The organism is Ruminococcus sp. NK3A76 (genome assembly GCF_000686125.1).
Taxonomy (GTDB): domain Bacteria; phylum Bacillota; class Clostridia; order Oscillospirales; family Ruminococcaceae; genus NK3A76.
In genome coordinates, this window is sequence record NZ_JMMA01000002.1 from 2,212,116 (window position 1) to 2,226,380 (window position 14,265).

Sequence of the window (14,265 nt, forward strand, 5' to 3'; positions counted from 1 at the left end):
AGTAAAAGCTATGAATAAAGCTGTAAGAGCATTAAAGCTATACGCAGAAGCGGCAGCACACCCGTTCGTGATAGGCTTTGGGCTGTTTTTGATGATAGGAATGGCACTTGCATTTATCATTGACCCTGACCCTGTCGGCGGTGATGAGTATTTATCAATGCTCGGTGCTGTTCAAATGGGCAATATGGGCGTGATACTAATGGTGTTTGCAGCAAGTACAAAGCTGCAGCAGAACAAGTTTTTCAGCTCCTGCACCTGTGCTAAGGAGCTGTTCACGATAGGGCCTGTGGTTGCGGTCACTATACTGTGCGTGTTATATGACACGCTGCTTGACGTATCGGCATATATCAATCTTGGCACACAGGGCTTGGCAGATACACTGGTATTCAACACTGTAAGCAGTATGCTGCTTATCATAGTTGGCGGCTGCTACGGCAAAAAGGGCGTTCCGCTCACGGCATTATTACTCGGTGCGGCATACTTTACTTTCCTGGGTTTCCCGATGGCAAGCAAAATCACAAATATCTCAAGCCATATCATCGGGCTTTCCCTGACGACAGCAGTTATCATTGCCGTATGCGGTTATACATTTGCAATTGCCTTTACGCTGATGATAGAGAACATCTGGTGGAAGAAGGGTAACAGATTTGCCCCGAACAAGTTTATACAGAATGCGCTGGAGGTACAGGAAAATGAATAAAACAAAGAAAAAGGCAATGTACATAAACCTTGCAGCACAGTGTGTGCTATATATATCAGTTGCAATATTTGCTGTAACTTATTTAACGGATAAAGAGCTGCCTGAATTACTGCTAATGATACTTATGGTGCTTGATCTGCTGACGCTGCCGGCGTTTATGTACGCATATCTGAAAACTATAGAGAAAGACAAAGAATAGAGACACAACAAACGGAGGTTTATATGAAAAGCAAAGCTATTATATCAGTCATTGCTATAGTGACAGCACTTTTCTGTGCATCATGCGGCAAGAAGGGAGCTGAGTCGTCTTCAAAGGGAGATTCATCAGCAGCAGAAACTACTGCTGAAAGCATCGTGACCGATGCGGAAGAAAGCAGCGACTCCGCCCCTGAGGGATCGTCCGAGCCTGCTGCCGAGGAGCCTTCGGAGACTGACAAGCAGCAAACACCTGAGTCCGTCTCAGAAAACTCTGCCAATACAGATAAAAAGAAATACGGCAGGACTGTTGACATCAATGATTACATCAGCACCAAGGAGATAGACCCGCCTTTATGGAAAGTCACCGACCCCATAAGCGGAAACTCGATATACCTTTTAGGAACGCTGCATTTTCTTCCCTCTGGTGTATCCGAATATCCCTCAGACCTGATAGACATTTACAACAGCTGTGATTCAATTGCAGTTGAGTATGACATCACGGCTATGCAAAGTGATCTCGGCGCTCAGTTAGCATATGCAAAAGGCATGATATATTCAGACGGAACCAATATCAAAGATCACATCTCGGAGGAGTCTTACAACAAGGCAAAGGATTACCTGACAAGCATCGGCGCATACAGCAAGATGCTCGACCTTTACACAGCAGGCTACTGGATAAACCAGCTGACCAATGTTGAGATCCAAAGGCTTGAAAACATTGATCTTACAGGCACGGATATGTATTTTATAACCAAGGCAAAGGAGAACGGCAAGGAAATCATAAACATCGAGGAGCTGTCAATGCAGACAGATGCGCTCAATGCTTATTCAGACGATTATGCTGATTACACGATAAGTGAAATGGTCGACAGTATCGACGACATCGACGGCTTTGCAAAAGCCTACGGCGATATGTTTGATATGTGGGCAATGGGCAGCGATGATGTTCTCACAGCGACGGAAACTGATGCAGAGGTCATCGAGTTTCCGCTAGATCTTTATGACGACTATGAAGCCTATACAAAGACAGTATTCTATGACCGCAATCAGTACATGGCCGGCAAGGCATCAGAGTATATCAAAGAAGGTAAGAACTGTCTGTTCATGGTAGGCTCTGCACATTACTCGGGAGAGTACGGCGTTGATGATCTTCTTGCACAAATGGGGTACAGTGTTGAGAAGATAAGCTGACATTCTGTTACCGTAAAAGCTGTTGCTCAAAGCGTGAATATGCAGATGACAATATCTATGATACAGACCCGGACGAACATGACCCTGACTGAGATATCGGGCGCTGACAAGGTACCTTTAAAACCAACTGATACGAGCTATGGAGGAGCATTATGAACTATCCCTACAAAACCGGCGGCGGTATTATCCCTGAAGGAGATATAAACGGGCCGGAAAAGGCAGATATTCATAAATATGACCCGGTGTATGATGATTAGCAAGACTTCAGGCAACACAGAAAATACCATATTTTAATATAGAAAAAGGAGCTGCGTTAGAGGAGCTCCTTTGCTTTTTCGGGTCATAGACCCAAGTGTTCAGTTTTTGTTTGTGGGTTTTAAAACAGCACTGTCACGAAACAAGATTATTAAATGTTATTGAGGTTCATATCCTTGTTGTTGTTGTTAAGGCTCTTAACGCTCTCTCTTTCGCCGATGTTTTCTTCGAGCTTGTCAAGTTCGTTCTTTTTGGGTACAAATTTTTTTATGTTTTTTCTATCTCATCTCACAAATGCCGCAGATATAAAAAAATCACGCCTGCATTTATGCAGTTTCACTATTGAACGGATATGAAAAACGTGATATAATATATGCAAACGATATCACATCGCAAGGAGGTGCGTTTATGAATATTTCCGAATTTGCAAAAGAAGCCGGCGTATCAGTTTCAGCAGTCAGCAGATTTTTCAATGACGGATATCTGAGCGATGACAAGCGTGAAAAGATACAGGCCGCCCTTGACAGAACAGGCTATATGCCAAGCTACAATGCAAGGACAGTGCGCACCAAGGTGACAAAGCTCGTGGGAGTTATACTGCCGAAGCTGTCAAGCGAGAGCATATCCCGTGTCACTGAGGGCATTAGCGAGGTGCTGGGCAAGGAGGGCTTTGAGCTGCTGCTCATCAACACAGCCAACGACTACAACCGTGAGATAAGCTCTCTCGAACTGCTGCGGCAGAACCGTGTTGACGGGGTGATACTGCTTGCAAGCGTATTCACGGAGCTCCACCGCTCGGTGCTTTCAAAGATGCGAATTCCCGTCGTGATAGTCGGCCAGCAGCTCAAGGGCTTCAACTGCGTCTGTCACAACGACATGGGCGCCGCCTATGCCATGACAAAGCTGATGCTCGACAAGGGAGCTGTGCGCCCTGCATTCATCGGCGCAAACCCGGACGACAAGGCCGCCGGGAACGACAGGCGTGCAGGTTTTGAAAAAGCGCTTCTTGACCACGGCATCACGCCCGACAAGAGCCTTATGGAGATTGCCAAATTCAACATGGATTCCGGCTACGAGAAAGCAAGGCTGCTCTTTTCACACCGCAGCAGACCCGACTGCATATTCTGTGCGACCGACAACATAGCCGCCGGTGTAATGCTCTACTGCCACGAGAACGGCATCAGGATACCTGAGGACGTTATGATAGGCGGCATAGGCGATTCAAGAATGGGCAAGGTGCTGCTGACACCATTAAGCTCGGTGCATCTGCACTACAAGACAGCCGGTATGTGGGGCGCAAAGATGCTGCTCGCAGAGCTTAAGGAGCCCGGCAGTGTACACCGCATACTCCAGCTCGAATACGACATCATCGAGCGTGAATCCACAAACCGCAAATGTGAAACTGTGTGAAACTTACGGAATATCTCGTTATAATTCTTGCTATCCGTCAATAGACTTTCATTCTGACCCGTGATATAATATATACAACAAATGAAACCGATATCATTTCATATGTGAAACAACATGAATGTCAGGATCATCTAAGGAGGGGTCAGTATGGATTACAACAAGTGTGCATCCGAGATACTGGGTGCCATAGGCGGCAAGGATAACCTCGCAAGTGCCGCCCATTGCGCCACAAGACTAAGGCTGGTAATAGCCGACAATTCAAAGGTAAAGAAATCCGTGCTCGAAAGCACAGACGGTGTCAAGGGCGTGTTTGAGGCTGCCGGGCAGCTTCAGATAATCATCGGCACAGGCACGGTGAACAAGGTCTATGATGAATTTATAGCGCTTGCAGGTATAGAGGCTGCAAGCAAGGACGATGTGAAAAAGGCCGCAGCGGCAAGATCACCCTGGTACAAGAGGGCTATCAAGTCACTCGGCGATATATTCGTTCCTATCATCCCTGCTATCGTGGCAACGGGTCTTCTGTGCGGCCTGCTCGGCTGTCTTTCAAAGGCCTTCCCCGACATAGCCGACACGCAGATTTACGCTCTGCTCGATATCTTCTCAAACGCAGCACTCACATTCCTGCCGATACTTATTGCAGTAAGTGCGGCAAAGATATTCGGTGCCAACACCTATCTCGGCGCCGTTATCGGTATGATAATGATACACCCGAACCTGATAAATGCATGGAGCGTCGGCGACGGCTCAGACCTGCCCACCCTCTGGTCGTGGTTCGGTCTGTGGGAGATACACGCTACCGGCTATCAGGGTCACGTTATCCCTGTAGTTATCGCAGTATTGCTGCTCTCGGTCATTGAGAAATGGCTGCACAAGAAAGTTCCTGAGATGTTCGACCTTTTCGTGACACCTCTTGTATCAGTTTTAGTCACAGGCTTCCTTACCATGACAGTTATAGGCCCTGTATTCTCGCAGATAGAGAGCTGGGTGCTCTCAGGCGCACAGTGGCTCATATCTATCCCCTTCGGCATAGGCTCGTTCATCATGGGTGCGGCATATGCACCGACTGTAGTTGCAGGCGTTCACCATATGTACAACGCTATCGAGCTCTCGATGCTCGCTGACAACGGCAAGAACATCTGGATGCCTATCGCAACAGCTGCAAACGTGGCACAGGGCGCAGCTGCCCTCGCAGTTGCTCTTAAGACACGCAACAAGAAGATAAAGTCAAAGGCTCTGCCTGCATCTCTCTCAGCGTTCATGGGCATTACCGAGCCTGCAATATTCGGTGTAAACGTAAGATTTGTAAAGCCCCTTATCGCCGGCATGATAGGCGGTGCCTGCGGTGCTGCTGTAGCTTCGATGACAAACGTTTATGCTACAGCAAACGGCGTAACAGGTATATTTGGCTTCCTTATCACTACCGACAGCTTTGTAGGCTATCTGCTCACATTCGCAGTTGCAGCAGGTGTGGCATTCGCTCTTTCGTGGTTCATGCACAAAGACCCTGCCGATGAGGAGCAGGCTGCTCCTGAGACAACTCAGGAAGACATTACTCCTGCACCGGCAGCAGAGTATGATGACAGCTCAGTTTATTCTCCCCTTAAGGGTCAGGCAGTTCTGCTTGCAGATGTACCCGACGAGACTTTCGCAGCCGAGGTGCTCGGCAAGGGCGCAGCAGTTGAGCCCTCAGAGGGCAGAGTGATAGCCCCTGCTGACGGCGAGGTAAGCACACTGTTTGATACTCACCATGCGATAGGTCTTACACTTGACAACGGCATGGAGCTTCTGATACACGTCGGCATAAACACAGTCGAATTAAACGGCGAGGGCTACACCGCTCACGTTTCCGAGGGCGACAGAGTGACAAGGGGGCAAACTCTTATAACCTTTGACACAGAGCTTATCAGAAACAAGGGCTACAAGCTCATAACACCTGTAATAGTCACCAACGCTGACGATTATTCCGAGGTGAAAATGGCTGACATTAAGAATACAGGATTCCTTGATGAGCTTATAAAGACTGCTAAGTAACAGCAAGTGAAGGGGTGTGTGCAAAATGGTAAACAGCTTCCGGCAGAGATTACACCTTGAACCGCCGACTGGCTGGCTCAATGACCCGAACGGTCTGTGCTTTTTCAAAGGCGAATACCACGTTTATTTCCAATACGCCCCTGACAGTGCCGAGGGCAGGGGCAACAAATGCTGGGGACATTTTTGCAGCCCCGACCTTATAAAATGGCGCTTCACAGGCACAGTGCTTTTCCCAGACACGCCAGATGACAAGGACGGCGTATACTCCGGCTGCGGCTTTGTTAAGGGCGACAAGCTGTATCTCTTTTACACTGGCAACGTAAAGGAGGAGGGCGAGCATGATTACATCACCTCTGGCAGAGGGGCAAACGTCATTCTCGTGACTACCGAGGACGGTGTGACGATGAGTGAGAAAAAGGTGCTTCTGAGAAACGCCGACTACCCCGACTACTGCTCATGCCATGTGCGTGACCCGAAGGTCTGGGAGGAGGACGGGCGCTACTTTATGGTGCTCGGTGCAAGGACGCTCGATGACAAGGGCTGTGTGCTATTTACGCTTCGGCGAAAGGGAATATCTTAGCATATCTCCGCAGGGCGTGCCGCATGAGAAATACAGCTTTCAGAATGTTTACAGCTCAGGGTATCTTGCATTGCAGACAGGCAAATACACCGAGTGGGACTGCGGCTTTGATTTTTACGCACCGCAGACATTTGAAGCCCCGGACGGCAGACGGCTGCTCATAGGCTGGGAGGGCATCGGCGATATCCCCTACACAAATGCCACAACAGCGCTCGGCTGGCAGCACTGTCTGACACTCCCCCGTGAGCTGACAGAGCATGACGGCGTGATATTTCAACAGCCGGCAAGAGAGCTTAAAAGCCTTCGCTATGACGAAAAACCTATAGAATATGAAAACACAGTGCAGCTGCCTTTCGAGCTTGAAGGGCGCTGCGAGGACAGCTTTATGATACAGCTTGGCGACATACTGACGCTTGAATACAACGGCGATGACTTTGCCATGCGCTTTACAGACCTTAAAGCCTCCGGCGGCAGAGACTGCCGGTATGCAAAGATAAAGGGCTGCAAGGACATTAGAGTGATAGCAGACACATCATCAGTGGAAGTGTATCTTGCAAATGGCAAGAAGGTGCTATCATCGAGAATGTACCCTGCCGGCAGTGAGATAAAGCTGCTCACAAAGGGCGTTACGGGAACGCTTTACAGACTTAACGGAACAGAGGTGAGTTACGATGGGTAATATACTTGCGGCGATAGGCGAAGCGCTTATCGACTTTATCCCCGACAGGAGCGGCTGCTCGTTTGACGAGGTGGGGGCTTTCGCACCAAAGGTCGGCGGTGCGCCGGCAAATGTATGCGCTGCTTACTCCAGGCTCGGCGGCAGGTCAAGGCTGCTCACGCAGCTCGGCGACGACCCGTTCGGCCACAGGATAATCCACAGATTAGAGGACGTAGGTGTAGGAACAGAATGCATTACGCTTACCGACAAGGCAAACACAGCGCTTGCATTCGTATCACTGGCAGAGAACGGCGACAGGACTTTTTCTTTCTACCGCAAGCCGTCTGCCGATATGCTGTACAGTGCCGAATGTGTTAAGGAAGAATACTTTGATGATGTATTCTGTCTGCACTTTTGCAGCGTGTCGATAGGCGATTTCCCGATGAAGCAGGCACACAGCAAAGCTATAGAGCTTGCAAGGGCAAGAGGCTGTATCATCAGCTTTGACCCGAATCTTCGCTTCAACCTGTGGGACAGCAAGGAGGCGCTCAGAGCCGCCGTACACGAGTTTATCCCACAAAGTGACATAGTCAAGCTCTCGGAGGACGAGCTTGGATTCATAACAGGCTGCTCCTCCCCCGAGGAGGGCGCACGGTGGCTGTTTGAGCGTGGTGTCAGAATGATGCTCTACACCTTAGGCAGCAAGGGCGCATATGCTTTTACTCAAAGCACTATGGCATTCTCTCCGGCGTACAAAGTACGGGCATCAGACACAACAGGAGCAGGTGACGGCTTTACAGGGGCATTTCTGTATAAGCTGCACGAGCTGGGCGCCAACGCAGACACGCTCTCAGAGCTTTCAGAGGAAACACTTGCCGGGTGTCTTGACTTTTCAAACAGGTTCTGCGCTGTGAGCGTAACTAAAAAAGGAGCTATCGCATCTTACCCTGACACGGACGAGATGCGGAACATAGATCTAAACCAAAACTGAAAGGAAGAATGACTTATGAAAACATTTGACTACACCGTAAAGGACGAGATCGGTATCCACGCAAGACCGGCAGGAAACCTCGTTAAGCTCATCAAGGGCTTTTCAAGCTCGGTGACTATCGAGAAGGAAGGCAAGCCGCCTATCAATGCATCAGCTCTTATGAAGCTCATGGGACTGGGTGTAAAATGCGGCGACACTGTAAAATTTACAGTTGAGGGCGAAGACGAGGAAGCAGCAGCATCGGCACTGGAAGAATTCATGAAAGCTAACCTCTGATCTCACAACAAAACAAGAAAGGCCGGGTGACGGATATGATCATATTTAAGGGCACGGGTGTTTACGGTGCTGTAGCTATAGGCAAGGCTTTAGTCTTCAAAAGGCAGGCCGCCGAGGTGCGCCGCAGCAGAGTCGAGGACACTGCCGCAGAGCTTGAACGCATCGAGGCTGCAAAGGCTCTTGCGGTCGAGCAGCTGACAGCGATATACGAAAAGGCTATCAAAGAGGTCGGCGAGACGAATGCCGAGATATTTGAGATACACATTATGATGCTCGATGATGATGACTACAACGAGTCTATCCGCAGCATAATCGAAACTCAGCAGGTCAACGCCGAGTATGCGGTCGCCGTCACCTCGGATAATTTTGCTGATATGTTCTCATCTATGAGCGATGCCTATATGCAGGCCCGTGCAGCAGACGTAAAGGACATATCAAACCGTCTTATCGCCTGCCTGACAGACAGCACTGCATCGGCATCATCAGATGATGACAAGATGATAGTATGCGCAGACGACCTTGCACCGAGCGAGACTGTGACGCTTGACAAGGACAAGGTGCTTGCATTCGTGACGGCATTCGGTTCAAGCAACTCACACACGGCGATTCTTGCAAGGAACATGAACATTCCGGCAGTCATCAGCGCCGGAGAGGAGTTTCTGTCATCTGTCGAAGACGGTGTGATGATGATAGTTGACGGCCACACCGGCGAAGTATACATCGACCCCGACGAGGAGACACTAAAGCGCTTTGAAGCCAAGCAGGCAGAGGACGCCAAAAAGAGCCAGCTTCTCCAGCTGCTAAAGGGCAAGGAAAATGTCACGCTTGACGGCACAAAGGTAAAGATATTTGCAAACATCGGCGGTGTCAGTGGCATCGGCGCAGTGCTTGCAAACGATGCAGGCGGCATAGGGCTTTTCAGGAGCGAGTTTTTATACCTTGAAAGCGAGGACTACCCGACCGAGGAGCAGCAGTTTGCCGCATACAAAAAAGTGCTTGAAAGCATGGCCGGCAAAAAGGTGATCATACGCACGCTCGACATCGGCGCTGACAAGCAGATAGATTATTTCGCACTCGACAAGGAGGACAATCCCGCACTCGGATTCAGGGCGATAAGGATTTGTCTTACACGGCCGGAGATTTTCCGCACACAGCTGCGTGCTCTGTTCAGAGCTTCTGTTTACGGCGACCTTGGGATAATGTTTCCGATGATAACGAGCGTATCCGAGGTCGAGAAGTGCCTTGCCGCCTGCGATGAGGTCAGATCAGAGCTTAAGGCTGACGGCATACCCTTTAACGAGAACACCGAGATAGGCATTATGATAGAGACGCCGGCTGCGGCCGTGATAAGCGACAGGCTTGCACCGCTCGTGGACTTTTTCAGTGTCGGCACAAACGACCTGACGCAGTACACACTTGCCTGCGACAGGCAGAATGCAAAGCTCGAAGCGTTTGTTGACACGCATCACGAGGCCGTGCTGCGGCTTATCGAGATGTCGGCCAAGAACGCCCACGCTAACGGCGCCTGGATAGGCATCTGCGGCGAGCTTGCAGCAGACACGACACTGACTGAGGCCTTCCTGCGAATGGGCATAGACGTGCTTTCATTCTCGCCGCCGTTCGTACTGCCGCTGCGTGAGAAGGTGCGCAGTCTTGACTTAAGATAAAACAGCAAAAACCACCGCTTTCCATTTGGGGGAAGCGGTGGCTTTTTAGTTATTCAGTTGTGATTATGCTCGCTTGTCAACATACGCCTTTGCGGCTTTGTAGTAAGCGTAGAGCGCCTTGACCATGTTCTTGTTTTTATCAGTCTGCTTGTCGCTGTTTGCAACGGCTTCGCAGTAGTCGATGACATTGTAGTTCTCGATGCTGATAGCATTTGTGCTATCGGGTGTTTCTGAACCTTCAAATCCGTAAACAACTATCTTGCCGTTCTCCTTATCAAGCTCGTATGCAAGCTGCGGAGCAACATCATAGTAATAGCCGGTGTTGTTCTTGGGGAGGTCTTTGAGTGCTAAGACTTTATCGCCGACCTGTATTTTCACAGCACTAAGCTCCTTGGCAGTCATGCTTGAATCTACTGTGAAATAGTGGCGGACATAAACATCGCTTACTGTCATAGCTGTCGAGCCCTTGTATGTTACCTTTGCGCCCTGAGCAGATACAGGTCTTACGAACGGTGTAGCGCTCTTGGGTGCTACGGCCGATACATCAACTGCAATGCCTTCCCCACTGTTTGCGAGCAGGGTCGTATTGTTGTTAAGTGCAGTCTGAGTATAGCCGCCGTAATTGAGCATAGCCTTAAGAACTTCTGCACCGTCGAGGTTGGATTTTATTGCTGCTTCGGCATAATCCTTGATACTTCTTGTCTTTGTATCGACCGGCTTGTCTGAGGTTGCAAGATACAACTCGGCCTTGATGTCGATTGCCATTTCAGAGGCTGTCAGCGGAAGTCTTACTCTGTAATACTTGCCGTTCTTGTCTGACTTGTTGATAGGCTTCTTGACTGTGGTTGTTGTGCCATAGTGGTCGTAGGTGAAGACTACATATGCGCCTTCGACTGTATCAACATCAGTTGCTTCTACAAGGAAATTGAACTCAACTTTTTCCTTGAAGCTAACGGTATTTCCTGTTGAGAATTTTGCACCCTTGATTGTATACTCTGCCGATTCGAGCTTTGAAAAATGCGTCTCATCGCCGCTTGATGATACGGATACTCTGTAATCGCCCGGCTCTGTGGGAGCTGTGTTTCCTAAGCATACACCGGCTGCTGTGAAGTAAGTATATGTGAGCTTGCCGTAAGCTGTGCCGTTTATTGTAGGCTCGTGAGCCGTGCCGTCGTAGACATAATCGGGCATTGAAAGCGTCCATGTCTGCTCTGACTTATTGGTGACGGTCACAGTGCCGAGCTTTGTGGGTGCTACGGCGTTCCAGTCTGTGCCCTCGGCTATTTTGTACCAAACATAATATGTGCCGGCAGCATCTGCTTTGATGTTGTCGTATGTTGTCCAGCTCTCGGCATCAGCGGCAGGGGCTGTGTCTGAGGTCGTAACAGCGTATTTTACGGCTGCAGCTTCGCCGGAACTGTACCGGCCACTATAGCGAATGCCAGCAGGCTGGCTGTCATTCGCTTACATGCAATATTCATGGTTACTTTCTCCTTGTAAGTTTTTATCCTGCAAATGCGTATTTGTAATATATCAACTCACCTGATAAACGGATATATCGCCCTGATGTACTTTCTGTCCCACACCGGGTCGAAGACCTTGCCGAACTCGCTCATCTTGCAGTCGTTGTACAGGTCGTCTGCTATTTCAAGTATGGTGTCGTAAAGCTCTAAGCCCTGCTTGAACTTTTCGGGTATCGCCTCAAAGCCCGTGTATGTGCCGAGGATATTGCCGAGCACTGCACCTGTCGAATCGCTGTCGCCGCTGTGGTTGACTGCTGCGGCAATGGCTTTTTCAAAGTCGTCCTGATAGCGCACGGCACAGAATACGGCTATGGCAAGCGTCTCCTCTGCCACCCAGCCCTCGCCGAGCTGACGAATGGCTTCAAGATCGGGGGTGGTGCTCTTTGCAAGGGAGAGAGCTCCGCTCATTATCTCTGAAAAATAATCGGTGTTCTTAGTGGCCGGGAACAGCTCACGCATGGTGTTTAAGGCGTCATTCACAGCGGCTTCTACAGTAATGTCGCTCTCGCTTAAAAGCCTTACTATATGCGAAAGCGCCGCCGCAGGAATGTAGCCCAGCTCGTGCCCGTGAGTGAGGGCTGCTGCATCTGCTGCGAGCATATCGCTCTGTGTGATATCCATGGTCGTATCGGTAAAATACAGCCCTATCGGCGCTACTCGCATAACGCCGCCGCAGCCCTTGCTGTCGTTTATCGGCTTGTCTATCGTGCCGTCTGCACCGCCGGCTATCGCACTCATGCAGGTGCCGCCGGGGGCACGCCTGTCATAAAGCCCCGGAACATTCAATAGCCACGACTTGCGGTATTCGTTCTTTGTCGGGAAGCCGCCCTCCTGCGTTCTGTACCACGCCTTGTACATATCCCTTATGTAATCTATATAACTGAGCCTCAGCCCCTTCATCATCGCACGGGTGGTGCAAAGCAGAAGACCGTTTGCTGTAAAGAGCGTCATCTGCGTGTCGTCGGATATCTGCGCCGTGCCGTTTGTGAGGGAATACTCTGTTATCCCCTGCTCGCCGAATTCCTTGAAGATGCTGTTTGCCGTCATGAATTCGACCCTGTAGCCGAGCGCATCGCCTGCTGCCCCTGCAACAAGGCAGCCCCTGAATTTATCTATGCTTCTCATATCAATTCACCTCGTATAGTAAACACAAATGCCCCCGGCACAGCTTTTGCAGTGCTGGGGGGTGTGTTATTGTTGTTTATCAGAGCTTCTGTACAATGGTCTTATCGTTGCTGATGATCTTTTCGCTGTCCTTTATCATCTGGTCAACGTTTATGCCTGCGCCGAAGTTTTCATTGAGCGTGCCGACAAGCTTATTGAAGGTATCGAGCGGATAGTACATCTTGTAATTGGGATAGAAGTCCTGCTCCCGTATCTCAAATTCCTGCTCTGTCTTGATAGCATTATAATACTTCTTGCAGAAGCCGTCTGAGGAGAGCATCGACTTAAAGATATCCACAGCGTCCTTAAGGCCGTTTTCCCACTGCTCCTTGGTCATGCCGTCTTTGTTAAGCTCGCTTGCAGGCTTTAGCAGCTTGCCGAAGTCTTCATATATCTTGCCGAGCTTCTGCTTTTCAGCTTCGCTGATGCCGATTTGCACCAGTGAATCCTGGAGCTTGCCCTTTATATCAGCCGATGTGACAGTCTTCCTCTCAAATAACTTTGCATCTGTACGCTCAGGAGCTTCCTTATCAAGCTCAGCCGATCTCTTGGGGTATGCAGAGTACCACTTGTCATATTCTGATGCAGGCTGCTCGTTTGCCTTTTCGTTCTTTTCCTTGTCTGCATCTGTAGGTGAAAGCAGCTTGTCATATTCAGCTATCTTCTTTGTAACGTACTTGTCAATAAGTGCTGTTACCTCATCGAGCTCCTGAACTGCGGCTATACGTCTCTCGGCCTTTTTGCTGTCCTCGCCCCATATTCTGCCGAGCTTGTATATCTCGCCTGCAACACCGTTGCCGGCTTCACCGTTGTAAATATCACGGATATCCTTATACGGCTTCCGGAAGAAAGGTACATCCTGCTCCCTGATCTCGCCTCTTCCGAGCTTTTTCTTATATCCGTTCTCGCACAGATATGCATTTGAAACAAAGTGCGCCATCATATCCTACATATCTCTTATGAGCTTGACCTGATCCTCGTTAAGTGATCTTGTATTCTGTAAGAATTCCTGATAAGTGAATGGCATAACTGATTCCTTCATTTACATTTATGATGGTGCGGCCTGTTTTTAAGGCTGCTTGATTTGCGTTTCCATAAGTAATACCCTCTGCTCCACCTGACGGATGCAGTTTTGGCAAATTTCGGCACATTGCACAAGTAAACTCGTTATTATGCATAACGCTCACATAACAGCTACAACATAGCGGTCCATGTGATATGAGCCGCTTATTTATAATATGCTGTTTTGTGTTATTCGTGCAGCCTGTACTCAGTATCCGAGTCGATAATTTCGAGCATTATCTTTGCAGGAATGGGGTCAAACTGCGTGCCGATGTTCTTTTCTATCTCCTCACGCACCACATTCTGAGGAAGGTATTTTCTGTAGCTGCGGTTAGAGGTCATAGTGTCGTAGCTGTCAGCCACGGCGATTATCCTCGCAAAGAGGGGTATCTTCTCGCCGGAGATACCGTCTGGGTAGCCCTTGCCGTCGTAGCGCTCGTGGTGCCAGCGTGCGCCGACAGGCAGCTCCTGCAGGCTCTCTATCTCGGAAAGTATCTCATAGCCCCTTAACGGGTGCGTCTTTATGACATCTGTAAAAGTCTGTCAAATCGTTTAG

14 protein-coding genes are annotated in these 14,265 nt (G+C 49.4%); 10 read left to right on the plus strand and 4 right to left on the minus strand.

From position 1 onward, the window contains the following. The first annotated feature begins 10 nt into the window (after positions 1–10). The 10 genes from CD05_RS0110245 to ptsP all read left to right on the plus strand — a co-directional run bounded on the left by CD05_RS0110245 (position 11) and on the right by ptsP (position 9,960). Positions 11–700: a hypothetical protein gene (locus CD05_RS0110245; protein ID WP_028510416.1), complete on the plus strand. Its 690-nt coding sequence runs from the start codon at positions 11–13 to the stop codon at positions 698–700. Further along, on the plus strand, positions 693–899 hold the full coding sequence (locus CD05_RS0110250) for a hypothetical protein (protein WP_028510417.1): 207 nt from the start codon (positions 693–695) through the stop codon (positions 897–899). The genes CD05_RS0110245 and CD05_RS0110250 overlap by 8 nt, the downstream gene beginning before the upstream one ends. Positions 900–922: 23 nt before the next feature. Continuing rightward, positions 923–2,089 (plus strand): TraB/GumN family protein, encoded by a 1,167-nt coding sequence (locus tag CD05_RS0110255; protein ID WP_028510418.1) that lies wholly within the window; start codon positions 923–925, stop codon positions 2,087–2,089. A gap of 663 nt (positions 2,090–2,752) precedes the next feature. Next, positions 2,753–3,754, plus strand: a complete 1,002-nt coding sequence (locus CD05_RS0110265; protein ID WP_028510419.1) for a LacI family DNA-binding transcriptional regulator — start codon at positions 2,753–2,755, stop codon at positions 3,752–3,754. A 147-nt stretch (positions 3,755–3,901) separates the two neighbouring features. Further along, complete coding sequence (locus CD05_RS0110270; RefSeq protein WP_028510420.1) at positions 3,902–5,788, plus strand: PTS beta-glucoside transporter subunit IIBCA; 1,887 nt, start codon at positions 3,902–3,904, stop codon at positions 5,786–5,788. A 25-nt stretch (positions 5,789–5,813) separates the two neighbouring features. After that, on the plus strand, positions 5,814–6,368 hold the full coding sequence (locus tag CD05_RS19790) for a glycoside hydrolase family 32 protein (protein ID WP_051588943.1): 555 nt from the start codon (positions 5,814–5,816) through the stop codon (positions 6,366–6,368). Further along, positions 6,319–7,047 carry a GH32 C-terminal domain-containing protein gene (locus CD05_RS19795; RefSeq protein WP_051588944.1) on the plus strand — a complete coding sequence of 243 codons (729 nt, stop codon included), beginning with the start codon at positions 6,319–6,321 and terminating at the stop codon, positions 7,045–7,047. Before CD05_RS19790 ends, CD05_RS19795 begins: the two co-directional genes overlap by 50 nt. Next, entirely contained in the window at positions 7,040–8,017 is a 978-nt protein-coding gene (locus CD05_RS0110280) for a carbohydrate kinase (protein WP_028510421.1), read from the plus strand. The genes CD05_RS19795 and CD05_RS0110280 overlap by 8 nt, the downstream gene beginning before the upstream one ends. A 15-nt stretch (positions 8,018–8,032) precedes the next feature. Beyond that, positions 8,033–8,293, plus strand: a complete 261-nt coding sequence (locus CD05_RS0110285; protein WP_028510422.1) for an HPr family phosphocarrier protein — start codon at positions 8,033–8,035, stop codon at positions 8,291–8,293. 35 nt (positions 8,294–8,328) lie between these two features. Beyond that, entirely contained in the window at positions 8,329–9,960 is a 1,632-nt protein-coding gene (gene ptsP, locus CD05_RS0110290) for a phosphoenolpyruvate--protein phosphotransferase (RefSeq protein WP_028510423.1), read from the plus strand. Positions 9,961–10,023: 63 nt separating this feature from the next. Here the strand turns inward: ptsP and CD05_RS0110295 are convergent, their stop codons facing one another. From CD05_RS0110295 to CD05_RS21410, 4 genes are all read right to left on the minus strand, one after another. Then, entirely contained in the window at positions 10,024–11,193 is a 1,170-nt protein-coding gene (locus CD05_RS0110295) for a hypothetical protein (protein ID WP_156947431.1), read from the minus strand. Positions 11,194–11,498: 305 nt separating this feature from the next. Then, the gene (locus tag CD05_RS0110305) at positions 11,499–12,608 is read right to left on the minus strand and encodes an ADP-ribosylglycohydrolase family protein (protein WP_028510425.1); all 1,110 of its coding nucleotides are present in this window, start codon (positions 12,606–12,608) and stop codon (positions 11,499–11,501) included. Positions 12,609–12,687: 79 nt separating this feature from the next. Then, positions 12,688–13,590, minus strand: coding sequence for a hypothetical protein (locus CD05_RS0110310; RefSeq protein WP_028510426.1), 903 nt, complete (start codon positions 13,588–13,590; stop codon positions 12,688–12,690). Between the two features lie 308 nt (positions 13,591–13,898). Next, entirely contained in the window at positions 13,899–14,234 is a 336-nt protein-coding gene (locus CD05_RS21410; RefSeq protein WP_084262158.1) for an HD domain-containing phosphohydrolase, read from the minus strand. Between the last annotated feature and the right edge of the window lie 31 nt (positions 14,235–14,265).